The sequence below is a fragment of the Streptomyces rishiriensis genome (genome assembly GCF_030815485.1).
In the GTDB taxonomy this organism is placed as follows: Bacteria; Actinomycetota; Actinomycetes; order Streptomycetales; family Streptomycetaceae; genus Streptomyces; species Streptomyces rishiriensis_A.
The window spans coordinates 6,395,862-6,420,550 of sequence record NZ_JAUSWV010000002.1 but is presented as its reverse complement, the minus strand read 5'-3'; the positions used below and the strand labels follow the sequence as shown (position 1 = coordinate 6,420,550).

The 24,689-nt window shown below is 70.0% G+C and carries 18 protein-coding genes and 1 pseudogene; 10 read left to right on the top strand and 9 right to left on the bottom strand.

Annotated features, from left to right (window positions below):
• Nucleotides 1-152 precede the first annotated feature (152 nt).
• The 4 genes from QF030_RS31060 to acnA all read right to left on the bottom strand — a co-directional run bounded on the left by QF030_RS31060 (nucleotide 153) and on the right by acnA (nucleotide 7,620).
• Entirely contained in the window at nucleotides 153-1,217 is a 1,065-nt protein-coding gene (locus tag QF030_RS31060) for a lytic polysaccharide monooxygenase auxiliary activity family 9 protein (RefSeq protein ID WP_307165878.1), read from the bottom strand.
• A 676-nt stretch (nucleotides 1,218-1,893) separates the two neighbouring features.
• A complete protein-coding gene (locus QF030_RS31055; RefSeq protein ID WP_307165877.1) occupies nucleotides 1,894-3,408 on the bottom strand; it encodes a sensor histidine kinase in 1,515 nt (504 codons plus the stop codon).
• A gap of 299 nt (nucleotides 3,409-3,707) precedes the next feature.
• On the bottom strand, nucleotides 3,708-4,433 hold the full coding sequence (locus QF030_RS31050) for a response regulator transcription factor (protein ID WP_307165876.1): 726 nt from the start codon (nucleotides 4,431-4,433) through the stop codon (nucleotides 3,708-3,710).
• Nucleotides 4,434-4,902: 469 nt separating this feature from the next.
• Nucleotides 4,903-7,620, bottom strand: coding sequence for an aconitate hydratase AcnA (gene acnA / locus QF030_RS31045; RefSeq protein WP_307165875.1), 2,718 nt, complete (start codon nucleotides 7,618-7,620; stop codon nucleotides 4,903-4,905).
• A gap of 743 nt (nucleotides 7,621-8,363) precedes the next feature.
• On the opposite strand from acnA, the gene QF030_RS31040 reads away from it, so the two are divergent.
• The 4 genes from QF030_RS31040 to QF030_RS31025 all read left to right on the top strand — a co-directional run bounded on the left by QF030_RS31040 (nucleotide 8,364) and on the right by QF030_RS31025 (nucleotide 11,760).
• Nucleotides 8,364-8,564 (top strand): DUF4236 domain-containing protein, encoded by a 201-nt coding sequence (locus QF030_RS31040; RefSeq protein WP_307165874.1) that lies wholly within the window; start codon nucleotides 8,364-8,366, stop codon nucleotides 8,562-8,564.
• A 64-nt stretch (nucleotides 8,565-8,628) separates the two neighbouring features.
• A complete protein-coding gene (locus tag QF030_RS31035; RefSeq protein WP_307165873.1) occupies nucleotides 8,629-10,158 on the top strand; it encodes a UDP-N-acetylglucosamine 1-carboxyvinyltransferase in 1,530 nt (509 codons plus the stop codon).
• A 521-nt stretch (nucleotides 10,159-10,679) separates the two neighbouring features.
• Entirely contained in the window at nucleotides 10,680-11,216 is a 537-nt protein-coding gene (locus QF030_RS31030; protein ID WP_307165872.1) for a DinB family protein, read from the top strand.
• Between the two features lie 148 nt (nucleotides 11,217-11,364).
• A complete protein-coding gene (locus tag QF030_RS31025; protein ID WP_307165871.1) occupies nucleotides 11,365-11,760 on the top strand; it encodes a TOBE domain-containing protein in 396 nt (131 codons plus the stop codon).
• Nucleotides 11,761-11,944: 184 nt separating this feature from the next.
• On the opposite strand, the pseudogene QF030_RS31020 reads toward QF030_RS31025, so the two are convergent.
• Nucleotides 11,945-12,394 (bottom strand): annotated as a pseudogene (locus QF030_RS31020) (molybdopterin-dependent oxidoreductase); the annotation flags it as partial.
• Between the two features lie 436 nt (nucleotides 12,395-12,830).
• Between QF030_RS31020 and modA the strand changes: the two are divergent.
• The 3 genes from modA to QF030_RS31005 all read left to right on the top strand — a co-directional run bounded on the left by modA (nucleotide 12,831) and on the right by QF030_RS31005 (nucleotide 15,888).
• Nucleotides 12,831-13,664 (top strand): molybdate ABC transporter substrate-binding protein, encoded by an 834-nt coding sequence (gene modA / locus QF030_RS31015; protein WP_307167750.1) that lies wholly within the window; start codon nucleotides 12,831-12,833, stop codon nucleotides 13,662-13,664.
• Entirely contained in the window at nucleotides 13,661-14,521 is an 861-nt protein-coding gene (gene modB / locus QF030_RS31010) for a molybdate ABC transporter permease subunit (protein WP_307165870.1), read from the top strand. The genes modA and modB overlap by 4 nt, the downstream gene beginning before the upstream one ends.
• A gap of 275 nt (nucleotides 14,522-14,796) precedes the next feature.
• Entirely contained in the window at nucleotides 14,797-15,888 is a 1,092-nt protein-coding gene (locus tag QF030_RS31005; protein WP_307167749.1) for an ABC transporter ATP-binding protein, read from the top strand.
• Between the two features lie 186 nt (nucleotides 15,889-16,074).
• On the opposite strand, the gene QF030_RS31000 is transcribed toward QF030_RS31005, so the two are convergent.
• Nucleotides 16,075-16,503 carry a DUF6299 family protein gene (locus QF030_RS31000; protein ID WP_307165869.1) on the bottom strand — a complete coding sequence of 143 codons (429 nt, stop codon included), beginning with the start codon at nucleotides 16,501-16,503 and terminating at the stop codon, nucleotides 16,075-16,077.
• Between the two features lie 229 nt (nucleotides 16,504-16,732).
• Between QF030_RS31000 and QF030_RS30995 the strand changes: the two genes are divergently transcribed.
• Entirely contained in the window at nucleotides 16,733-16,936 is a 204-nt protein-coding gene (locus QF030_RS30995) for a DUF5999 family protein (RefSeq protein ID WP_307165868.1), read from the top strand.
• A gap of 633 nt (nucleotides 16,937-17,569) precedes the next feature.
• Here the strand turns inward: QF030_RS30995 and QF030_RS30990 are convergent.
• Complete coding sequence (locus tag QF030_RS30990; protein WP_307165867.1) at nucleotides 17,570-17,971, bottom strand: RidA family protein; 402 nt, start codon at nucleotides 17,969-17,971, stop codon at nucleotides 17,570-17,572.
• Nucleotides 17,968-19,104: an acyl-CoA dehydrogenase family protein gene (locus QF030_RS30985; protein WP_307165866.1), complete on the bottom strand. Its 1,137-nt coding sequence runs from the start codon at nucleotides 19,102-19,104 to the stop codon at nucleotides 17,968-17,970. The genes QF030_RS30990 and QF030_RS30985 overlap by 4 nt, the downstream gene beginning before the upstream one ends.
• A 522-nt stretch (nucleotides 19,105-19,626) precedes the next feature.
• On the opposite strand from QF030_RS30985, the gene QF030_RS30980 reads away from it, so the two are divergent.
• Both QF030_RS30980 and QF030_RS30975 read left to right on the top strand, forming a co-directional pair.
• Complete coding sequence (locus tag QF030_RS30980) at nucleotides 19,627-21,405, top strand: AMP-binding protein (protein ID WP_307165865.1); 1,779 nt, start codon at nucleotides 19,627-19,629, stop codon at nucleotides 21,403-21,405.
• A 16-nt stretch (nucleotides 21,406-21,421) separates the two neighbouring features.
• Nucleotides 21,422-22,249 carry a PaaX family transcriptional regulator gene (locus QF030_RS30975; RefSeq protein ID WP_307165864.1) on the top strand — a complete coding sequence of 276 codons (828 nt, stop codon included), beginning with the start codon at nucleotides 21,422-21,424 and terminating at the stop codon, nucleotides 22,247-22,249.
• Nucleotides 22,250-22,301: 52 nt separating this feature from the next.
• Here the strand turns inward: QF030_RS30975 and QF030_RS30970 are convergent, their stop codons facing one another.
• Entirely contained in the window at nucleotides 22,302-24,689 is a 2,388-nt protein-coding gene (locus QF030_RS30970; protein ID WP_307165863.1) for a bifunctional salicylyl-CoA 5-hydroxylase/oxidoreductase, read from the bottom strand.

The window sequence follows — 24,689 nt, the reverse complement described above, 5'->3', positions numbered from 1 at the left end:
AGACAACGTTGTCGAAATGCGATCCCCTTCCGTGCACCGTCCGGGCGGGGACACCCCGGGCCGCCCCGCACCCCCCTTGGGGCAGGACCGGCTCGCGGGCCCGGTGGGCGTGCGGCTCGCCGCCCACCGGGCCCGCCCTGAGCTGCTCGTGCTCAGCCGACCCTGCAGGGAAGGCTCGTGGCGCTGTCACCGCCCGTGCCGGAGACGACGTATCCGAACGTCGCGGTCTGGCCCGGACTCAACGAGCCGTTCCAGTCGGCGTTGTGGACCATCACCGCCTGTCCGTTGTACGTCGCGTTGCCGCTCCAGAGACTGGCCACCGACTGACCGCCGGGCAACGTCCAGTCGACCATCCAGCCGAGCATCGGAACGTCGCCGGAGTTGGTGACGGTCACTTCGGACTGGTAGCCACCGGTCCAGGTGTTGGTGGTCCGCCGGGTGGCGGTGCAGGTACCGGGAACCGGCTCGGTCGGGTTGCCCGGCTCGTGGATACCGGTTACCTCGCCGTTCCCGCCGTCGAAGACAACGTCGGAGCAGGAGTAGAACGTCTCGGCGCTGTCCGAGCGCTGCCAGACCATGTAGATGATGTGCCGGCCGGACTTGCCAGCCGGAAGCTGGCCGTTCCAGGAGTAGTTGGCCTCGACCGTGCCCGGACTGCCGTTGAGCGGCGGGTGGTCGACGGAGAGGAAGGGCTGACTTTCCATGGTGTCCCAGGTGAGGGTCCGAGTCGGGTCGAAGCCGTCCTTGGTGACGTAGACGTAGAACCAACCCGGGTGCGCAGCCCAGGCGTTGTAGGAGAAGTCGACGTTCGCGCCCGACGTGAGATGGGTGAGCGGCCAGTCACTGCGGGCCGCGTCGAAACCGGTGAAGTTGGTGTTGCCACCGCTGCACAGCTGGCCGTCCGGCACGAAGCCGCGGGTGCGGCCGGCCCCGTCGGAACGCAGCACCGAGAACCAGTTGTAGAACGGCGTGGTACCGCTTACCTGCTGCGCGTTCCTGCATGCGGGATTGACCGGCTTGATCTCACCGGTGTCGGTGAGGCCGTCCTGCCAGCACAGGAAAGTGCGGCTGCCGGGTTTCATAGGGGTGCCGTGAGCCTCGGCCTTGCCGCCGGTCGTGAGGATCAAGCCCAGGGCGGGGACAGTGGCCAGCAGCGCGAGGAGGACGAGGAGAAGGGCCCGGGTGCGTAACCTCGACCGCACTTGTGACGTGATCATGACAGATTGCATGGCGAATGACTCCGCCTTCCGTGTACGGACCGTGCGTGCATGGGGTGCACTGCGGATGCGGGTGTGGGGGCGTGAAGTGGGAGCCTCCCGGACCCGAGGCCGACAGGTTCCGGTCCGCCGGACGCGAGATATTGTGGGAGCGCTCCCACTTCACCTGTGGCGGAAGGTAGCGCCGTCCGGTCGACTTGTAAACGGGCGCGTACGGCGCTGCCGCGAAACGGCGACTTGTCAGTGGTGGTGCGGCGGCGCCCAGAGTGCTGGCACAGAAACTTTTGTTGCCATTGCCGCAATCGTTTCGGTCGTTGCGGTTGCGGTTGCGGTTGCCGTAACCGTTGCCGTTGCCGGTGCCGCTGCTGTTGCGGTTGCGGTTGCCGTAACCGTTGCCGTTGCCGTTGCCGTTGGGTGTGCGAACCACACAGGCTAGATGCTGCTGGGTCGGGGCCCTGCCGTTCGTCTCACCGTAGAGCGGGCCGAACGCGAACGGCGCCTGGCAGTCGGCCTCGGTCCAGTGCGGCAACAGCCGGAGGAAGCGGGCGAGACGGCCGGGTGGAGTGGGTTGGGCTGTGCGCGGTGTGGTCGGGCTGTGCGTGGTGTGGTCTGGCTGAGTGCAGTCACCGCGTGGCGTGTCGGGGCGCGCCGGCTCGGCACTGGGCGGCGCTTCGGCTCATTGCACCGACACCCGTGGACTCCACGTCAGGGTGTCCGCTCCGGTATCCCCCACGAGCGGGAGTTCGACCGTGAACTCCGTGCGGCCCGGTTCGCTGTGAACGCCGATATGACCGCCATGGGCCGCTGTGATCGCCGCGACGATGGCGAGGCCGAGACCGGCACCGCTGCCCTTCGTGGCGCGGACCCGGGAGACGTCGGCGCGGGTGAAGCGTTCGAAGACGGTTGGGAGGAGGTCGGGCGGGATGCCTGGGCCGTCATCCCGGACGCGCACCGCGCACGTTCCCCGTCGCGCCTCCACCACCGCCACGACACTCGTGCCAACAGGTGTGTGCACACGCGCGTTGGCCAACAGGTTGGCGACCACCTGATGGAGGCGGGCCTCGTCGCCGAGGACCAGCGGCGTCTCGTCGAGGAACAGCTCCAGTTGCCAGTCGTGACCGCTGCCCGCGGCCCGGGCGTCCCACACCGCCTCGGCGACGAGCGCAGCAAGGTCCACCTCGGCGGATTGCAGCGGCCTGCCCTCGTCCAGTCGGGCGAGCAGCAGCAGGTCTTCCACCAGGCCTGTCATCCGCGCCGACTCGGCCGTCACCCGGCGCCAGGCCAGTCCCGGTTCGATGCGGTCCGTTCCCCGGTTCATCAGCTCCGCGTATCCGGCGATGGAGGCGAGGGGAGTGCGCAGTTCGTGACTGGCATCGGCCAGGAAGCGGCGCATGCGTTCCTCGCTGCGGCGCATCCGCTCCTCACTGCGCTGGCGTTCGGCGAGCGAGGACTCCACGTGGTCGATCATGCGGTTCAGAGCTGCGCCCACTTGGCCGGCCTCGCTTCCGGGGGCGGTGTCCCGTTCGGGAACCCGGGTGAGACCGGTTACCTCGCCGTGGCAGAGCGGGGCGTGCGAGACCTCGACGGCGGTGGCGGCGACCCTGCCGAGGGGGCGCAGTTGACGTCGTATGACCATCGCGCAGACGCAGCCGGCCACTGTCAGACCCGCCGCGGCCACGACCGCCTCCACGACCACCAGGCCGCTGATCATGTCCTGGACGTCGTCCATCGGAAGGCCGGTGAGAACGCGTACGCCGTTGTTGCCGAGGACGGTGAAGCGGTAGGTGCCCAGGCCGGGGACCGTCCTGGTGTACAGGCCGCCGTCGGCCTCGATGCCCCTCAGGGTCGCGATCTGGGTTTCGGTCAGGTTCTGCGGCGGAGCGTCCTGGCCCACCGTCGCCGCCGCGAGGACGAAGCCGTCGGCGTCCAGGCGGGCGGCGAGCATGCCGGCCGGATGGCCGCTCTCGTTGAGAAACGTGAGGTCCTGGGCCAGGTCCGGGTGGAGGGAGGCGCCGCCCACGCCGCGTTCCGCGGCGTTGGTGACTCGGTCGTCCAGGTTGCCCAGCAGGTAGGCACGCTGTGCGTAAACGGTTGTGAGCGCCATCATGGCGCACACGGCGGCGAGAACGACGCCGATGAAGACCAGGAGACGAGTGCGCAGGGAGCCGCCCCGCGGGCGGGCATCCCACATACGGAAACCCCACCGATCGATACCCCTCGGACGGGCCTCCCCCGAACCGACATCCACCGAACCGACATCCACCGGGCTGGCATCAATCGGTCCGGAACCTAGCGGTCCGGCGCGCTCCAGACGTGCCTGCGTCGAAGCCATAGCCGCAGCCGCTGGAGAAACATCCCGCAGGTGAACAGCCCCTGGAGGGACATCCGTCAGGCCGACAGCCTCTGGACGGACAGTCGTCGGGACGGCAGCCTCTGGACGGACATCCGTCGGGACGGTGTCCCTCGGGCGGGCGCCATTCGGATGGATCCTCATCTTCCGTCCTCCGCCGGCCTGAGCGCGTACCCCAGCCCGCGCACGGTGTGGATCATGGGAGAGCGGCCGCGGTCGAGTTTCCGGCGCAGACTGGAGATGTACACCTCGACCAGGTTTCCGCCGCCGCCGAAGGAGCTGGTCCAGACGTGTTCGAGGATCTGCGCCTTGCTGAGCACCTGCCGCGGGTGCTCCATCAGCAGACTGAGCAGTTCGTACTCCTTGGCGGTCAGGGCGATCCGCGAGCCGTCGCGGTGCACCTCACGGGACTCGCCGGTCAGCACCAACTCACCGAGGACGCGCACGGGATCGTCGGTGCGCGTCCCTTCGGCGCCGGACCGCCGCAGCAGTCCGCGCAGCCGCAGCACGACCTCTTCCAGAGAGAACGGTTTCGTGACGTAGTCGTCGGCTCCGTTCTCCAACCCGTCGATGCGGAACTCCAGGGCGTCGCGGGCGGTGAGCATGAGGATCGGCAGCTCGGGATTCTCATGGCGCAGGCGGCGCAGGACCTGGATGCCGTCCAGGTCGGGCAGCATGCCGTCGAGAACGACGGCGTGCGGGGCGCAGCCGCGCGCGATCCTGAGCGCACTGTGCCCATCGGCGGCCGGGTAGGGGCGCCAGCCCGCCTCGGTGACGGCCACGGAGAGCACTTCGGTGAGCGCGGGCTCGTCGTCGACGATCAGAACGCGGACCCGTTCGCTTCGAGTACCGGAGATGCCAGCCATGTCCTGATCCTGTCCCTGTTGACTGAGGGAACCCTGTGTTCCGACTGAGCCGAAGCCGTGGGTACCGGCGTTCGTCCTGCTCCTCGAGCGGGAGTGGCAGGCGGGGTTCCCACCTGCACCCACCTGCACCCATCAGTGGCTTCTCGCGACTTCCGCCCTGGGGACCGCGTAAGTCCGCCAACTGGCCTGCGCCGGCGGGGCTTGGCGGCCCTTGCATCCAATGGGGGCTCGGCGTCCTGCAGCACGACAAAGGGCCGCACCCCCGCTGACGGGGATGCGGCCCTTCACTACCGTGCCTTGCCGTGCCGTTCGGCTCGCCCTGCCGTTTACTGAACCGCTTACCGGATCAGTTGCGAAACCGTCGCTCGATCGATTGCGCAACCGCTTATGCAATCGGTTGCGGAACCGCTTGAGCGATCGGTTGCGGAACCGCTTGAGCGATCGGTTGCGGAACCGCTTACCGAATCGGCTACTTGCGGATCAGGCTGCGCAGCACGTACTGCATGATGCCGCCGTTGCGGTAGTAGTCGGCCTCACCGGGAGTGTCGATGCGGACGACCGCGTCGAACTCGACACCCGTGTCGGTGGTGACCTTGACCGTGCGAGGCGTGGTGCCGTTGTTGAGCTCCTCGACACCGGTGAAGGAGAAGGTCTCCTCGCCGGTCAGACCGAGGGACTGGGCGCTGGCGCCCTCCGGGAACTGGAGCGGGAGCACGCCCATGCCGATGAGGTTCGAGCGGTGGATGCGCTCGTACGACTCGGCGATGACGGCCTTGACGCCGAGGAGCGCGGTGCCCTTGGCGGCCCAGTCGCGCGACGAGCCCGAGCCGTACTCCTTGCCGGCCAGGATGACCAGCGGGACGCCCTGCTCGATGTAGTTGCGCGAGGCGTCGTAGATGAACGACACCGGGGCGTCGGGCTGGGTGAAGTCGCGGGTGTAACCGCCTTCCGTACCCGGCGCGATCTGGTTGCGCAGGCGGATGTTGGCGAACGTACCGCGGATCATGACCTCGTGGTTGCCTCGGCGGGAGCCGTAGGAGTTGAAGTCACGACGCTCGACACCGTGCTCGGTGAGGTACTTGCCGGCCGGGGTGTCGGCCTTGATCGCACCGGCCGGGGAGATGTGGTCGGTGGTGACCGAGTCGCCCAGCTTGGCGAGGACGCGCGCGCCCGTGATGTCGGAGACCGGGGTGGTCTCCATCGTCATGCCCTCGAAGTAGGGGGGCTTGCGGACGTAGGTCGACTCGGCGTCCCACTCGAAGGTGTTGCCGGTCGGGATCGACAGCGCCTGCCACTGGGCGTCGCCCGCGAAGACGTCCTGGTAGGACTTGTTGAACATGTCCTCGCCGATGGCGTTCGCCACGACGTCGTTGACCTCGGCCTCGGAGGGCCAGATGTCGGCCAGGAAGACCGGCTTGCCCTCCTGGTCGGTGCCCAGCGCGTCCTTGGTGATGTCCACCTTCATGGAGCCCGCGAGCGCGTAGGCGACGACCAGCGGCGGGGAGGCCAGGTAGTTCATCTTGACGTCGGGGTTGATCCGGCCCTCGAAGTTCCGGTTGCCGGAGAGGACCGAGGTGACCGCGAGGTCGTGGTCGTTGACGGCCTTGGAGACCTCTTCCGGCAGCGGGCCGGAGTTGCCGATGCAGGTGGTGCAGCCGTAGCCGACGAGGTTGAAGCCGACCTTGTCGAGGTACGGGGTGAGGCCCGCCTTGTCGAAGTAATCGGTTACGACCTTCGACCCCGGGGCGAGCGTGGTCTTGACCCACGGCTTGCGGGTCAGGCCCTTCTCCACGGCCTTCTTCGCGACGAGCGCGGCGGCGACCATGACGTACGGGTTGGAGGTGTTGGTGCAGGAGGTGATGGCCGCGACCGTCACCGCACCGTGGTCGATCTCGTACGTCGAGCCGTCGGGGGCGGTCACGGTGACCGGGTTGGACGGGGCGCCGTTCGGGGCGACGGCCGGGGCGTCGGAGGCCGGGAAGGACTCCTTGCCCGCCTCGTCCACGTCGTCGACGTAGTTGCGCACGTCCGTCTTGAACTGCTCGGCGGCGTTCGCGAGGACGATGCGGTCCTGCGGGCGCTTCGGGCCGGCGATCGACGGCACGACGGTGGAGAGGTCCAGCTCGAGCTTCTCGGAGAAGTCGGGCTCGGCCGCCGGGTCGAGCCAGAGGCCCTGCTCCTTGGCGTACGCCTCGACGAGCGCGACCTGCTGCTCGGAGCGGCCGGTGAGCTTGAGGTACTTCAGGGTCTCGTCGTCGATCGGGAAGATCGCGGCGGTGGAACCGAACTCCGGCGACATGTTGCCGATGGTGGCGCGGTTCGCGAGGGAGGTGGCGGCGACGCCCTCACCGTAGAACTCGACGAACTTGCCGACGACGCCGTGCTTGCGGAGCATCTCGGTGATGGTCAGCACGAGGTCGGTGGCGGTGGTGCCGGGGGGGAGCTCACCGGTGAGCTTGAAGCCCACGACACGCGGGATCAGCATCGAAACCGGTTGCCCGAGCATCGCGGCCTCGGCCTCGATGCCGCCGACGCCCCAGCCGAGGACGCCGAGGCCGTTGACCATGGTGGTGTGCGAGTCGGTGCCGACCAGGGTGTCGGGGTAGGCCTGGCCGTTACGGACCATGACCGTGCGAGCGAGGTGCTCGATGTTCACCTGGTGGACGATGCCGGTGCCCGGCGGGACGACCTTGAACTCGTCGAAGGCGGTCTGGCCCCAGCGCAGGAACTGGTAGCGCTCCTTGTTGCGGCCGTACTCCAGCTCGACGTTCTGGGCGAAGGCGTCGTGGGTGCCGAACTTGTCGGCGATGACGGAGTGGTCGATGACCAGCTCGGCAGGGGCCAGCGGGTTGATCTTCGCCGGGTCGCCGCCGAGCTCCTTGACGGCCTCACGCATGGTGGCGAGGTCGACGACACAGGGCACGCCGGTGAAGTCCTGCATGATCACGCGGGCCGGCGTGAACTGGATCTCCTCGCTGGGCTGGGCCTGCGAGTCCCAGCCGCCGAGGGCCCGGATGTGGTCGGCGGTGATGTTCGCGCCGTCCTCGGTACGGAGCAGGTTCTCCAGCAGCACCTTCAGGCTGTACGGAAGGCGAGCCGAGCCTTCCACCTTGTCCAGCCGGAAGATCTCGTACGACTCGTCGCCCACCTGCAGCGTGCTGCGGGCGTCGAAGCTGTTCGCCGACACGACAGTCTCCTTCATTGATGTGCGCTTACCACCGCATCCTGCCGCCACGCGGGCTTGGCCGATCCGCTAAGGTCAGGCTAAGTTAGGTAACCCTTACTGCCAGACCGACTAGCGCGTGCGACTGCGGGGCGCCTCGGCAGATATCTCGATGTCGAGATAACTCTAGTACATGGGGGCTGAATGGTCATGCCCGGGCTCGCTGACCGCTCCCACGGAAAGTCGGGTTTCGCACTGCGCCGCCCAGGCGACAGCTCCCGCCGGGAGACACGAACCAGTCTGCCGCCGCCGAAGCGCACCGCGGCCGTGACCCCGGCCACGCACCGCGCAGCAGACGCGTAGGCAAGTGCGCCGGCGGCCGTCACCGACGAAGGCATCGGAGGACCGGTCGGCAGTAACGCCCCTCCCGCCCGGCCCGAGCGCACCTCCGCTCCGCACACTCCCCCCACCCGGCCTCCCGGACTCCCGGGTCTCCTGGGCTCCGCAGGCTCGCGGGCTCAGGGCTTCCGGGCGCCAGGGCTCCCGGCCGGCACCGCAGCACCGCAGCACCGCAGCACCGCAGCACCGCAGCACCGCAGCACCGCAGCACCGCAGCACCGCAGCACCGCAGCACCGGCGAGGCTTCCAGGAGCATCTCGGCTGTGGCGCGGGCGCGTTGGGCCGCTCGCCGCACGAACGCCCGGTCATGGGTCCGCCCAGCCGGGGTAGACGTCGGCCAACGGACACTTCGCGACGATGGAGGCTCGATGCCCCTCACCTTCCGCAAGAGTTTCCGCATCCTTCCCGGGGTGCGACTGAACATCAATCGGCATTCCTGGTCGATCACGACCGGCGGCGGTCGGCACGGGCCGCGTCAAACGCACAGCAGCACCGGTCGTCGTACGACATCGGTGGATTTGCCGGGACCTTTCGGGTGGCGGCGTACGCGTAAGGACAGGCACCATTGACGGGACGTCACCCGAACGGCCCCCCAGAGAGGCGCCATCTCATATCTGAGATAACCTCAGCCTCATGGCAGACGACTACCTCGTACGCATCGGCAAGCTCATCCGTGACGCCCGGCAGCACCGGGGCTGGACACAGGCGCAGCTGGCCGAGGCGCTCGCAACCAGCCAGAGTGCTGTCAACCGCATCGAGCGAGGCAACCAAAACATCAGCCTTGAGATGATCGCTCGAATCGGTGAAGCCCTGGACAGTGAAATCGTCTCTCTGGGCTACGCGGGACCGATGCATCTGCGGGTCGTGGGCGGCCGTCGGCTGTCCGGCGCGATCGACGTCAAGACCAGCAAGAACGCCTGTGTGGCCCTGCTGTGCGCCTCGCTGCTCAACCAGGGGCGCACGGTGCTGCGCCGGGTCGCCCGGATCGAGGAGGTCTACCGCCTCCTCGAGGTCCTGAACTCCATTGGCGTACGGACCCGCTGGATCAACGACGGTGTCGACCTGGAGATCGTGCCGCCGAGCGAGCTGGACATGGACGCGATCGACGCCGAGGCCGCCGTACGCACCCGTTCCATCATCATGTTCCTCGGTCCGCTGCTGCACCGGATGAACCACTTCAAGCTGCCGTACGCCGGTGGCTGCGACCTCGGTACGCGGACCATCGAGCCGCACATGATCGCGCTGCGACGGTTCGGACTGGAGGTCGCGGCGACGGAGGGGCAGTACCACGCCGTCGTCGACCGCGCAGTCCGTCCGGACCGGCCGATCGTGCTGACCGAGCGCGGGGACACGGTTACCGAAAACGCTCTGCTGGCCGCCGCCCGGTACGACGGCGTAACCGTTATCCGCAACGCCTCTTCCAACTACATGGTCCAGGACCTGTGTTTCTTCCTGGAGGCGCTCGGGGTGCGGGTCGAGGGCATCGGAAGCACCACACTCACCGTGCACGGTGTGCCGAACATCAACGTCGACGTCGACTACTCGCCCTCCGAGGACCCGGTCGAGGCGATGAGCCTGCTGGCCGCCGCCGTGGTCACCGAGTCGGAGCTGACGGTGCGCCGGGTGCCCATCGAGTTCCTGGAGATCGAGCTGGCGGTCCTGGAGGAGATGGGGCTCGATCACGACCGTACGCCGGAGTACCCGGCCGACAACGGCCGCACCCGTCTGATCGATCTCACCGTCCGGCCTTCCAAGCTGGAGGCGCCGATCGACAAGATCCACCCGATGCCGTTCCCCGGCCTGAACATCGACAACGTTCCCTTCTTCGCGGCCATCGCGGCCGTCGCGCAGGGCAAGACCCTCATCCACGACTGGGTCTACGACAACCGCGCGATCTACCTGACGGACCTGAACCGCCTCGGCGGGCGGCTTCAACTCCTCGACCCCCACCGGGTGTTGGTCGAGGGTCCGACCCGCTGGCGGGCCGCCGAAATGATGTGTCCGCCCGCGCTGCGGCCCGCGGTGGTCGTGCTGCTGGCGATGATGGCGGCGGAAGGCACATCGGTGCTGCGCAACGTGTACGTCATCAACCGCGGTTACGAGGACCTGGCCGAGCGGCTGAACTCCGTCGGGGCTCAGATCGAGATCTTCCGGGACATCTGACCGGCGGACGCCACCGCCGCCGCACTCCGCCTGGCCTGAACGGATTCGGATCAGCAACGGGTGCGGCGGCGCCTCTCGGACTTCGCCGGCCTGCGAGTGTGAGGCGAGTTGTCGCCGGTCGCCTTGCGGCTGTGCGGCTGTGCGGCTGTGCGAAGACCGCGTCGATGCCCTGCTACGGCAGTGCCCGGGCGCCCAGGAAGCGCCCGGCAGGCTCGTGGGGCAGGAGGCGCGCTTGCTTACGGAGGATGCATTGCGGTGTCCGTGGCGTGCGCCCCTGGGCCGCTCCCGGGCGCGGAATCCTCCCCAGCGTCGAAATCGATGTCGTCCACGAACAGGCTTCGAGGGCTTCTGCCTGCCGGGGCCGAGGGCCCGTGCCTGCCGCCGGAGTCCGTGGCCGGTGCGGATCTCCACAACGGCGCGACAACAGGCTCAACGGGGCTCTCGGAGCGATGAGTTTCGGTGCGGTGGTGAGTCTCCCCCGGGTGAACGTCAGGCCTGAGGCAAGTGAGGGGAAGTCCAGCGTGAGCGACATCGTGGTTCAGGAGATCGTTCGGCCCGGGCGCACGTTGTCGGGCTCCTGGCTGGAAGTGATCGCCTCCGGCCTCGACCACCACCGGGCCACCTTCCTGTGGAAGTGCGAAGGCCTGTCGGACGCGCAGTTGCGACAACGGCCTTTTACATCCTCCGAGTTGAGCCTGTTGGGCCTCATGCGCCATCTCGCGGGGGTCGAGCGTGCCTGGTTCCAGCGGACCCTGGCGGGTACGACGCCTCGGCACTTCCCCTATCGGACGTACGTCACCGGCTCCGGTGACGAGTGGTACGACGAATCGGACCCTACGCCGGCCGAGGAGGTCTACGAGGACTACCTGAAGGCCTGCGAGGAGTCACGGCAAGCGTTTCCGCACGTTACCGAGAACCCGTCGCGTGTCAGGCCCAACCCGGAGTTCGGTGACACCGATGTGCGGTTCGTCCTCGAGCACGTGATCGAGGAGTACGCCCGCCACCTCGGTCACGCGGACCTCCTCCGCCAAGCCATCGACGGATCCGTCGGCGAGTAGCCCGCCTCCGCGCCGGAAGCGTGCGTCACTGAACCCTCCTCGCGCCGGAGATCTACCGCAGGGGCCCGGTCCGGCGCCCACGCCCGGCGCAGGAGCGATACGCGCCCCCGCACGGACGGGTCGGCGTCGATCGCCTATCTTGGCGGCTATGCAGTCCTACACGATCGGCCAGGCGGCGCGTCTGCTCGGGGTGAGTCCGGACACCGCGCGACGGTGGGCGGACGCGGGCCGGGTGGCCACACACCGGGACGAGGGCGGACGACGCCTCATCGACGGCCGGGATCTGGCTGCCTTCTCGGTGGAGCTGGCCAAGAGCGGTGGCGGCGAGGAGGGTGCCTCGTACACCTCGGTCCGTAACGCCTTTCCCGGCATCGTCACGGCCGTGAAACTCGGTGATGTCGCTGCCCAGGTGGAGATCCAGGCCGGGCCGCACCGGCTGGTGTCGTTGCTGACGCGGGAGGCCGTGGAGGAGCTGGGGCTGGAGGTCGGGGTGGAGGCCACCGCCCGGGTGAAGTCGACGAACGTGCACATCGACCGGGCCTGAGAAGAAAACAGGGGTCTCCGCCGCCCTCCACCGGTGACGCGTTGACGGGGGGGGGCACCGGCGCGGTCCGCTCCGCCTCGCTGCCGACGAAGGCCCTGCGACGGATGTGTGGAACCGGTTTCCCGGCCCCACGGGTACGGGCCGGGAGACGGTAGCCGATTCCTCATAGCAGGGCGGGGTTTGGTCACGCCCATGAGGTGTAGCCGCCGTCCACACGGATCACGCTCACGCCGCTGGTGTGCCGGGCGCCGCAGCGCTCCCGCGGCAGGACGAGCTGGGGTCCGGCACGGTCGAGCGGGGCGCCGTCGAGGGTGACCGCGAGGAGTACGGGTGCCTGCCCGAAGTCGGGGTCGATCTCCGCCCAGGACAGCAGGGCGTGACGGCCGTCCGCCCCGGACACCGCTATCAGGAAGCGCAGACGGTCCTTGCGCCGGACCGGGTCGAAGCCGGGACCGGCGTCCGCGAGAACCTCGTACAGCAGCGGTCCCGTGAAGCGGTGGTGCCGGACGCCGCTGGTGGCGCACTCGAAGGTCACCTCGGCCCGGTGCTGCGGCCGACCGAGCAGGTCGGGCACCGTGAGCCGGGCAGGCCGGCACAGATCGCCGACGAGGACGAGTTCCGCCGCGGGAGTAGCGGTCGTATCGGCCGTCGGGCCGGCGGACGTACCGGCGGACTCACCGACGGCTGGACCAGCGGCGGGACCGGCGGTCGGGTCAGCGGACGTGCCGGCGGCTGGGCCGGCGGTCGGGGCAGCAGCCGTAACGGCAGGCGGGCCAGCAGCCGTGCCGGCGGACGTGCCGACGGACGTGCCGACGGACGTGCCGGCAGCTGCGAGGGACTGGCTCACGGGCTACCCCCTCCTGGATGACCGTACCCGGACCCGCCTCCCGTGCAATCGCACATGCCACCTCATCCGATCACCGTTGCGGCTCATGCGAAGCGACAGGAGACTTTCCCCTCGCATCTGCGGCAGTATGATCAGTGCATGCGCACCTACCGGATCAGGGACGTTGCCGCCCAGCCGGTGTCAGCGTGAGGGTGTCCGTCAGGACCAGAGGAGTGGACCCATGATGACCCGTACCGCGCGCCGGAGCGGCCGACCGATGCAGGTGGCCGCCCTGGGAGTGACGGCGCTGCTGGGCCTGAGCGCCTGTTCGTCCTCCGACGGCTCCTCCTCGGCGGCGTCGGGCTCCTCCGCGTCCACGTCCACGTCCACGTCGGACAAGCTGTCCGGGACGGTCACCGTGTTCGCCGCGGCCTCGCTGAAGGAGAGCTTCACGACGCTGGGCAAGGCGTTCGAGAAGGCTCACCCGGGTACCGAGGTCACCTTCAGTTTCGGGGGCAGCGACTCCCTCGCCGCGAGCATCACCGGCGGTGCCCCGGCGGACGTGTTCGCGTCCGCCAGCCCCAAGACGATGGCGATCGTGACGGACGCGGGGGACGCCTCGGGGACGCCCGCCACCTTCGTCCGCAACCAGCTGGAGATCGCCACCCTGCCGGGCAACCCCCACCAGGTGTCCTCCCTCAAGGACCTTACGAAGTCCGGCCTGAAGGTCGTGCTGTGCGACAAGACGGTCCCCTGCGGCGCCGCCGCCCAGAAGGCCCTCGACGCCGCCGAGCTCAAGCTCACGCCCGTCTCCTACGAGCAGGACGTCAAGGCCGCGCTGACGAAGGTGGAGCTGAAGGAGGCCGACGCGGCGGTCGTCTACAAGACCGATGTGCACGCGGCGGGTGACAAGGTGGAGGGTGTGGAGTTCCCCGAATCGGCCGACGCCGTCAACGACTACCCGATCGTCCGCCTCAAGGAGGCGAAGAACGCCGTGGCGGCCGAGGCCTTCATCGCGCTGGTGCGGTCCGCCGAGGGGCAGAAGGTCCTGACCGAGGCCGGGTTCCTGCAGCCGTGACCTCCCCGACCGGCAGGTCCGACATCGCGGCCGACACCGTCCGGGGCGGGCCGCGGCGTCGACGGGTCCGGGCCCAGGTGCGCGGCGTGCCGCTGCCCCTGCTGGTCCCCGCGCTGATCGGTATGGCCTTCCTGATCGTGCCGCTGATCGCGCTGCTGGTGCGGGCCCCTTGGCGCAGCCTGCCGGACCTGCTGACCAGTGCCGAGGTGTGGCAGGCGCTTCGGCTGTCCCTGGTCTGCGCCACCGCCGCCACTGCCGTGAGTCTGGTCGTCGGCGTGCCGCTGGCCTGGTTGCTGGCCCGGGTCGAGTTCCCCGGACGGGGCCTCGTCCGGGCTCTCGTCACCCTGCCGCTCGTGCTGCCGCCGGTGGTGGGGGGTGTGGCGTTGCTGATGGCGTTGGGCCGCAACGGCGTCGTCGGGAAGTCGCTGGACTCCTGGTTCGGCATCACGCTCCCGTTCACCACCGCCGGGGTCGTGGTCGCCGAGGCGTTCGTCGCCATGCCGTTCCTCGTCATCAGCGTCGAGGGCACCCTGCGCGCCGCCGACCCGCGCTTCGAGGAGGCGGCCGCCACCCTCGGCGCCTCCCGTTTCACCGCGTTCCGCCGGGTCACACTGCCGTTGATCGCGCCGGGCGTCGCGGCCGGCGCGGTCCTGGCGTGGGCCCGGGCGCTCGGCGAGTTCGGCGCGACGATCACCTTCGCCGGCAACTTCCCCGGCCGCACCCAGACCATGCCGCTGGCCGTGTACCTGGCCCTTCAGAGCGACCCGGAGGCCGCCATCGCCCTCAGCCTCGTTCTGCTGGCCGTGTCCGTCGCGGTGTTGGCGGGCCTGCGCGACCGATGGATGACAGCGCGATGAGCGAGCCCCAGGAGACCGCCGCCGACTCCCGGCCCGTCCACGACGACCGACGTGGCGCCCCGTCCGCGGACGGACACAGTCTCCGTGCGGGGCCGTCCGGGGAACTCGGCCTCCGCGCCGACCCCTGTGCGGACGAAGTCACTCTCCGCGGCGACCGCACTGCGGACGAAGACACTCTCCGCGCCGGTCCGTTCACGGACGAAGACACTCTCCGCGCCGGTCCGTCCGCGGACGAAGACAAGCTGCGCGCCGGTCCGTCCGCGGACGAAGACAAGCTGCGCGCCGGTCCGTCCGCGGACGAAGACAAGCTGCACGTCGGCTCGTCCGCGGACGGGCTCGACGCCCACCTGGTCGTGGAGCGCGGCGCGTTCCGCCTCGACGTGGCGCTGAGCGTGGCGCCGGGTGAGGTGGTCGCCCTGCTCGGTCCGAACGGCGCGGGGAAGACCACCGCGCTGCGCGCCCTCGCCGGTCTGACGCCGCTCACCGACGGCCGGCTACGGCTGGACGGCCGCGCGTTGGAGGACACGCCGCCGGAGTCCCGCCCGGTCGGTGTCGTCTTCCAGGACTATCTGCTCTTTCCCCATCTGACCGCCCTGGACAACGTGGCCTTCGGCCCCCGCTGCCAGGGTGCGACCAAGGCGCAGGCCCGTGCCCGGGCCGCCGCTTGGCTGGACCGCCTGGGCCTGGCGGCGCACGCGGGCGCCAAGCCGCGCAGGCTGTCCGGGGGCCAGGCCCAGCGGGTCGCCCTGGCCCGTGCGCTGGCCACGCGCCCGCGGCTGCTGCTCCTCGACGAGCCGCTGGCCGCGCTGGACGCCCGCACCCGGCTGGAGGTCCGGGCCCAACTCAGGCGTCACCTGGCCGAGTTCGAGGCCGTCGCCGTCCTCGTCACGCACGATCCGCTGGACGCCATGGTGCTCGCCGACCGGCTGGTCGTCGTCGAGCACGGGCGGGTCGTCCAGGAGGGCGCACCGTCCGACATCGCCCGTCATCCCCGGACGGACTACATCGCCCAGTTGGTGGGCCTGAACCTCTATCGGGGCGAGGCGGACGGCCACACCGTCCGCCTCGACGCGGGACCGGCCCTCACCACCACCGAGGTCCTGTCCGGCCCGGTGTTCGTGGCGTTCCCGCCGAGCGCGGTCACGCTCTACCGCGACCGTCCGACCGGCGCCAGTGCCCGCAACCTCTGGCGCTGCGAGGTCGCCGGCCTGGAGACCCACGGCGACCAGATCCGCGCGGACCTCACCGGTGAGCTCCCCCTCGCCGCGGACCTCACGACCGTCGCCGCGGCCGAACTCGATCTGCACCCGGGGGCGCGGGTCTGGGCGGCGGTGAAGGCCACGCAGACCCACGCCTACCCGGTGTGAGACCGGGTCGGGAAGGGGCCGGAAACGTCGGGCCCGTCGGGAGGCGGGTCCCACCCACGACGCCAGGGGCGTCGGGCCCGTCGGGAGGCGCGCCGACCCACGACGCCAGAAGCGGCGGGCTGTCTGCCGGGCCCGCCGCTCGGAGTGCGGTGCCCGTCAAGGGGCCCGCTGTTCAGGACCGGCCGCTCAGCCGGCAGTCAGCGTGATGTCCTGCTCCTGCGTCGCGTGGAAACGGGGCAACGGCAGGCTGCCCTGGGGGCGGAGTTCCATGAGCGTGGCCTCGACGTGGGCCTTACCGGGTTCGAGGTCGGCCGGGGTGGCCCTGCCGGTGTTCTTCCAGGCGTGCTCGGCGCCGTCGCACACCGCACGGGTGCCTCCGATGCCGTGCCGGACCTTGCCGGACCCCTGGCCCACCGAGGAGCTGACGAAGACGGGACCCGTGTTGCCGAGACACCGGTAGGTACCCGAGAGGGTGACGGTGCCGTCCGCGGCGATGGTGCCGACCGAGTCCACGGTGACGGACTCCGACGGTCCGGCGGTGGCCGTCACCGCCGGAGCGGCGAGCAAGAGCAGAACGGCGCCGACGGCCGCGGAGAGGGCGGGACGCAACGACATGGGGAAACCTCCTGTTGTGGGGGGCTCCACAGGTACCCGGCGAGCGTGCCCGAGGCGGTGATCGTCACTCCTTCGGTGGCGAGTCCGCGCCGGTCGTCGACGAACGGTCCTGGAGTTGTCCTGGTGCTGTCACGCTTTCGAGCACCCTCTGGAGATGCCGGCGGGCGGGGCGCATGGTCTACCCATGGGGCCGACCGGACGGCCGACCCCACCGACGTGGAGGTGCTCCATGTGTTCCCACCAGCTTCCCAGCGCTTCTGCCGACGCCCGGACGGTACACCTCGCGCACATCGTCGCCGCCCACCCCGAGCAGGGCTGGTACCTGATGTGCGACGGCACGATCGCCTTCGACGACTCCGGCGAACTGCTGCCCGACGGCCGGTCTGTGGCCCCGCACCGGGTGACCGCCGGACAGCTGGCCGTCGCCGCCTGACCTGGATTTCAGCCCGGCTGCCGATCATCCCGCCGATGCCGACCACGGATGCCGGCCAGTTAGCGAACTTGCGCAGATACCGGTTACCGAATTGGTCCGGGGACCGGTTACCGAATTGGTCCGGGAACCGGTTACTGAGTTAGTGCTGGTACCGCTTACCGCGCTTGCGCGGCGACTGGTTACTGAGCGTGCGCGGAGACCGGTTACTGAATCGCCGCGGAGACCGGTTACTGATTGGTGCTGGTACCGGTCACCGAAACCGGCGCTGACGTGGTTGCTCAAACCGGCGCTGGTACCGGTTACCCGACTCGGTGCTGAAACCGGTTACGGAACCGGCCGTCGAAACCGGTTACGAAGACTGGCCGTCGATACCGGTTACGAAGACTGGCCGTCGAAACCGGTTGCGCAAACCGATGACGGAAAGCCGTCACCGAAACGGCCACCAGCACCCGTCACGGAACCCGACGGAAACCGGCCGCCGACGCCTGCTACCGAAACCGGTTGGCGAACCCGTTACCGGAACCGGAGGGCGAAACCGGTTACCGGAACCGGCCGACGAGACGCGGTACCGGAACCGGCCGACGAGACGTGGTTGGGGAACTGGCCGTGGCCGCAGATACCGGATACTGCCTTTCATCCATCGAGTACCGCGAATCCGTCCAGTTCGACGAGTGCCTGCTCGTCCCAGAGTCGTACGATCCCGACGACGGCCATCGCCGGATAGTCGCGGCCCGCCAGTTCCCGCCAGATCGAGCCCAGTTCGGCGGCCCGCTCGCGATAGGCGGCGACGTCCGTGACGTAGACGGTGACGCGCGCCAGGTCCGACGCCGTACCGCCCGCCGCCGTCAGTGCGGCCAGCAGATTCGCCAGCGCACGACGGAACTGGTCCGGCAGCGACTCACCCACGATCTTCCCGTCAGTGCCGAGTGCGGTCTGGCCCGCGAGGAACACGATCCGCTCTCCGGCTGCGACGACGGCGTGGGAGAAGCCGCTGGGCGGGGAGAGTTCGGGTGGGTTGACGCGGTCGGTGGTCACCTGGCCTCCAGTTCTGCGAGTTCGGCGTACAGCTCCCGGGCGATGATTCCGCGTTGGACTTCGCTGGCCCCCTCGTAGATCCTCGGTGCGCGTACCTCCCGGTAGAGGTGCTCGAGCAGATGGCCGCGGTGCAGGGCGCGTGCGCCATGAAGTTGGACGGCCGCGTCGACGACGTACTGCGCGGTCTCGGTGGCGAACAGCTTGGCCATGGCGGCCCGCTTCGGGACGTCCGGGGAACCGCTGTCGTACGACATCGCCGCGGCGTGGACCATCAGCCGCGCGGCCTCGGTACGCAGGGCCATCTCGGCGACCTGGTGGGCGACCGTCTGGAGGTCACTCAACTTGCCGCCGAACGCGTCCCGTCGGGCGGTGTGGGCCAGAGTCGCGTCGAGGGCGGCCTGCGCCATGCCGACGGCGAAGGCGCCGACGCTGGGGCGGAAGAGGTTGAGGGTGCCCATGGCGACCCGGAAGCCGCGGTCGGGCTCGCCGAGCACGTCGTCCGCCGTGACCGGCACGGCGTCGAAGCGGAGGGCGCCGATGGGGTGCGGGGAGAGCATGTCGAGGGCGGCGCCGGTGAGACCGGCACGCTCGGCGGGAACGAGGAAAGCGGTTACACCGCGAGCTCCGGCTCCTTCGGTGGTGCGGGCGAAGACGGTGTAGAAATCGGCCTCGGGAGCGTTGGAGATCCAGCACTTCTCTCCGGTGAGCCGCCAGCCGTCCCGTCCGTCCCGCTCGGCGGCCAGGGACAGGGCCGCCGCGTCCGAGCCCGCGCCCGGCTCGCTCAGGGCGAAGGCGGCGATGGCGGTGCCGTCGGTGACACGGGGCAGCCAGTGCTGCCGCTGGGCGGGGGTGCCGTGGGCGTGGACCGGGTGCGCGCCCAGCCCCTGCAGCGCGAGCGCGGTCTCCGCCTCTGTGCAGGCGTAGGCGAGGGACTCGCGCATCAGGCAGAGGTCGAGGGCGCCGGAGGTGAACAGTCGCGGCAGCAGGCCGAGCCGGCCGAGTTCGGCGACGAGCGGGCGGTTGACGCGCCCCGGTTCGCCCTTCTCGGCGAGCGGGTGCAGCCGTTCGGCGGCAAGAGCGCGCAGTTCGGCGCACCAGGCGGCCTGTGCCGGTTCGAGCGAGAATGCGGGCATCGCCTGTCCTCTCTGCCGTGCGTGACCTGCCGTACGGGACTTGCCGAAGTACGTGTTTCTGCCGTGCCTGCCGTGCCTGTTTCTGCCGTCTCTGTTTCTGCCGTGCCTGTTTCTGCCGTGTCTGTTTCTGTCGGTCCGACTTGGCGTACCGCTGCCGCTGCGCCTTCCTGCCGGGCCTGCTGCTCTAGCTGTTTCCATGCTGGTTCCGGAGGGTCTCACCCTGCCGAGACCGTTTCTGCCGTACCGGAGGGGATCGCGCCGGTGCCGCCGTGTCCGCACCCGCCTGCCCTGACCGCTGCTCCGCCCGCCCGTCTGCCCTCCACCGCCCACCGCCCACCCGTCAACGTCCACCACCCGTCAACGTCCACCGTTTACCGTCGCCTACGCCGCCGCCCATCTCGACGGTATCGCGTACCGTTGACTGTCGTCACCAACGCGCTACGCTCGCTTACGCGACCCCAAGACGACGCCCGCCCGGGCAGCCCAGCCGGACAGTCCATCCAGGCAAGGGGGCGAACGCCCATGAACGTCTCGGCTCACGTCGACACCTTCGCGCGCGACCACCTTCCGCCGCCCGGTACCTGGCCCGGTCTCCGATTCGAGCTGCCCGAACTCGACTACCCCGATCGGGTGAACTGCGCCGCCGAACTGCTCGGCAGCACCGCCCCGGACCGGCCCGTGTTCCACACCGCCACCGGGCCGTCCTGGACGTACGGGGAGCTACGGGCCCGCGTCGACCGGATCGCCCATCTGCTCAGCGGCGAACTCGGGGTCGCCCCCGGCAACCGTGTGCTGCTGCGCGGTCCCACCACTCCCTGGCTCGCGGCCTGCTGGCTGGCGGTGCTGAAGGCGGGCGCGATCGCGGTCACCGTCCTGGCCCAGCAGCGGCCGAACGAGCTGCGCGCCATGTGCGAGATCGCGCGGGTGGACCACGCGCTCTGCGACATCAGGGCCGTGGACGCCCTCGCCAAGGGGGAGATACCCGGACTCCGCATCACGACGTACGGCGGTGACTCCCCCGACGACCTGCTGAACCGGTCGGCGCCTTGCGAGCCGTATCAGGCCGTCGAAACCGCTTGCGACGACGTGGCGCTGATCGCGTTCACCTCCGGGACCACCGGCCGCCCGAAGGGGTGTCTGCACTTTCACCGGGATGTGCTGGCGATCGCCGACACCTTCTCGCGGCACATACTGAAACCGCTTCCGGATGATGTCTTCGCCGGCAGCCCCCCGCTCGGTTTCACCTTCGGCCTCGGCGGGCTGGTCGTCTTTCCGATGCGGGCCGGCGCCAGCGCCCTGCTGCTCGAACAGGCGGGCCCCCGGCAGCTGTTGCCCGCGATCGCCGCACACCGGGTGACCGTGCTGTTCACAGCCCCCACCGCTTACCGCGCGATGCTCGACGACCTGAACGCATCGAACGACCGGAACGACCGGAACGACCTCAACCACGTCAAGCAGTTCAACCACCTCGGCGGTCTCCATGACCTCAACCGCCCCTCCGCGCACGACGTCTCCTCGCTGCGCCGCTGTGTCTCCGCCGGCGAGAACCTGCCCGCCGCCACCTGGCGAGCCTGGCACGAGCGGACCGGGCTCCGGTTGATCAACGGCATCGGCGCCACCGAGTTGCTGCACATCTTCATCTCGGCCGCCGACGAAGACATCCGGCCCGGCACGACCGGTGTCCCCGTCCCCGGCTGGCACGCGCGCGTACAGGGGCCGGACGGCAGACCCGTGCCCGACGGCGAGCCCGGGCTGCTCGCCGTGTGCGGCCCGGTCGGCTGCCGTTACCTCGCCGATCCGCGTCAGCAGGAGTACGTGCGCGACGGCTGGAACATCACCGGCGACACCTACGTCCGCGAGCCCGACGGCTACTTCCGGTACGTCGCCCGTGCCGACGACATGATCATCTCCGCCGGGTACAACATCGCGGGCCCCGAGGTCGAGGAGGCGCTGCTGCGCCACCCGGACGTGGTCGAGGCGGCGGTCGTGGGACGGGCCGACGAGCAACGGGGACAGGTGGTCGTCGCGTTCGCCGTCCTGCGGGCGGGTGTCCGGCGCGATGCGGAGGCTCTGCGCGCCTTTCTCAAGGAGGAGTTGGCGCCGTACAAGTGCCCCCGCGAGTTCGTCTTCCTGGACGCGCTGCCCCGCACGGCGACCGGAAAGCTCCAGCGATTCCGGCTGCGCACCCAAGACCACGGCGAAGATCACGGCGCAGATCACGGCGAACACCATGCCGAAGACTGCGCCGAAGGCCGGAGTGGAGATCACGTCAGGGATGACACCAATGGTGACCAGCCGTGATGCCGAAGACCTTAAGATGATCAACGTGTCCGACCAGCCAGCACCCCGGTCTCTCATCGTCACGCTCTACGGCGCGTACGGCCGCTTCGCACCGGGCCCGGTGCCCGTCGCCGAGCTGATCCGGCTGCTCGCCGCGGTGGGCGTCGACGCGCCCTCCGTACGCTCCTCGGTGTCCCGGCTGAAGCGGCGCGGACTGCTGCTGCCGGCCCGTACGGCGCAGGGCGCGGCAGGGTATGAACTCTCGGATGAAGCAAGGCAGTTGCTCGACGACGGTGACCGGCGCATCTACGCCACGGCACCGCCGGCGGACGAGGGCTGGGTGCTTGCGGTGTTCTCGGTGCCTGAGTCCGAGCGGCAGAAGCGGCATGTGCTGCGGTCGCGGCTCGCGGGCCTGGGGTTCGGTACCGCCGCGCCGGGCGTCTGGATCGCACCGGCGCGTCTGCACGACGAGACCCGGCACACCCTCCGACGGCTGCGTCTCGACCCGTACGTCGATCTCTTCCGCGGCGAGCACCTCGGCTTCTCGCCGACCGTCGAGTCCGTCGCCCGGTGGTGGGACCTGGCGGCCATCGCCAAGGAGCACGAGACGTTCCTCGAGGGTCACGCGCGCGTGCTGCACGCCTGGCGGCAGCGTCCGGACACTCCGCCGGAGGAGGCCTACCGGGACTATCTCCTGGCTCTGGACTCCTGGCGTCACCTGCCCTACACCGACCCCGGGCTGCCCGCCCGCCTGCTGCCCGAGGACTGGCCGGGCACCCGTTCGGCGGCCGTGTTCCAGGCACTGCACGAGCGGCTGCGGGACGCGGGGGCGCAGTTCGCCGGAGTGACTCCGCACGCGCCGTGAGCCACTCAGCCGAACCTCAGGCTCTTCGACCGAGGGCGCTCGTTAACCTGTCTCAACTCCTGAACAGCAGACGGGGTTTGGGCGCGTCCGCGCGTCCGGTGCGCGGGGGGCGGCTGCCTGCGCGGTAGGGGGCGGGCCAGTCGACGCCCGGTCCGGTGTAGCCCTGTTCGGCGGCCGCGTGCAGGGTCCAGTTCGGGTCGTAGAGGTGGGGTCGGGCGAGGGCGCAGAGGTCCGTACGGCCGGCCAGGATCAACGAGTTGACGTCGTCGTACGAGGAGATCGCGCCGACCGCGATCACGGGCACCCTCGCCTCGTGCCGGATCCGGTCCGCGAACGGCGTCTGGTAGGAGCGTCCGAACTCGGGACGTTCCTCGGCCACCACCTGGCCGGTCGACACGTCGATCGCGTCGGCGCCGTGTGCGGCGAAGGCGCGGGCGATCTCGACGGCGTCGTCGGCCGAAGTGCCGCCGTCGGCCCAGTCGGTGGCGGAGATGCGGACGGTCATCGGTCGTTCCGCGGGCCATACCGCACGGACCGCGTCGAATACCTCCAGCGGGAAGCGCAGCCGTGCGGCGAGCGGGCCTCCGTAGGCGTCGGTCCGGTGGTTGGTCAGCGGGGAGAGGAAGCCGGACAGCAAGTAGCCGTGGGCGCAGTGCAGTTCGAGCAGGTCGAAGCCGGAACTGGCGGCTCGCCGAGCGGCGGCGGCGAACTCCTGGCGGAGGTCCGTGAGGCGTGCTCGGGTGAGTTCGCGGGGCAGTTGGCCGGTCGGCCTGTAGGGCAGCGGGGAGGCGGCCACGAGCGGCCAGTTGCCTTCGGGCAGTGGTTCGTCCATGCCCTCCCACATCGGTTTCGTCGATCCCTTGCGTCCGGAGTGGCCGAGCTGGACGCCGATCGCGGTGCCCGGCGCCCGGAGGTGCACGAAGTCGGTGACGCGCCGCCACGCGTCGGCCTGGCGGCCGGTGTAGAGGCCGGTGCAGCCGGGTGTGATGCGTCCCTCGGGAGAGACGCACACCATCTCGGTCATGACCAGTCCGGCCCCGCCGAGGGCGCGGGCGCCGAGGTGGACGAGGTGGAAGTCGTCGGGGAGTCCGTCGGTGGCCGAGTACATGTCCATGGGCGAGACGACGACCCGGTTGCGCAGGGTCAGGCCGCGCAGCCGGAACGGGGTGAACATCGGGGGCGTACCGGGCGGGCAGCCGAACTCCCGCTCCACGGCCTCGGTGAAGTGGGGGTCGCGCAGCCGCAGGTTGTCGTGGGTGACGCGGCGGCTGCGGGTGAGCAGGTTGAAGGCGAACCTGCGGGGCGGCTGGTCGAGGTAGAGGCCGAGGTTCTCGAACCACTCCAGGCTGGCGCGGGCGGCTCGCTGGGTGGAGGCGACGACGGGCCTGCGCTCCTCTTCGTAGGCGGTCAACGCGGTGGCGGCGTCAGGGTGTTCGTGCAGAGAGGCGGCCAGGGCCAGGGCGTCCTCGACGGCGAGCTTGGTGCCGGAGCCGATGGAGAAGTGGGCGGTGTGGGCGGCGTCGCCCAGCAGGACGATGTTGCCGTGGGACCAGTGTTCGTTGACGACGGTCCGGAAGGTGGTCCAGGTGGAGTTGTTGGACTCGAGTGAGCGTCCGCCGAGGGCTTCCGTGAAGATCTTGGCGCAGCGCTCCACCGACTCGCGTTCGTCGAGTTCGTCGAAACCGGTTGCCCGCCAGACTTCCTCGCGCATCTCGATGATCACGGTCGAGGAGTCGGCCGCGTAGGGGTATCCGTGCAGTTGCATCACGCCGTGCGGGGTCTCGGCGATCTCGAAGCGGAAGGCGTCGAAGGCGAAGTCGGCGGCGAGCCAGATGTAGCGGCAGCGGTGGCCGGTCACCCGGGGGCGGAACATCTGGGCGTATGCCTCGCGGGTGGTGCTGTGCACACCGTCGGCGGCGATGACGAGGTCGTGGTCCGCCGCCAGCCGGGCGGGGTCCGGCGCCTCGGCGCGGAAGCGCAGGTCGACGCCGAGGGAGTGGCAGCGTTCGTGCAGGATCTCCAGGAGCCGGCGGCGGCCGAGGGCGGCGAAGCCGTGTCCGGTGGAGGTGTGCCGGGTGTTGCGGTGCACGATGTCTATGTCGTCCCAGCGGACGAAGTCCTGCTGGAGGGCGGCGTGGACGCGCGGGTCGGCGTGTTCGATGCCGCCGAGGGTCTCGTCGGAGAGGACGACGCCGAAGCCGAAGGTGTCGTCGGGGGCGTTGCGTTCCCAGAGGGTGATCTCGCGGTGCGGGTCGAGGCGTTTGAGCAGGGCTGCGGCGTAGAGGCCGCCGGGGCCGCCGCCGATGACGGCGACGCGTAGGGGCCGGCCGGCCGGTCCGGGCGGCCGTGGGGGTGTCGTGGCCGGTCGCGCCCCGCGGGGGGGCCGGTCGTCGAGGCTGTTACGCGCTCCGGTGGACGGGGTCCGGCCGTCGGCTGCCAC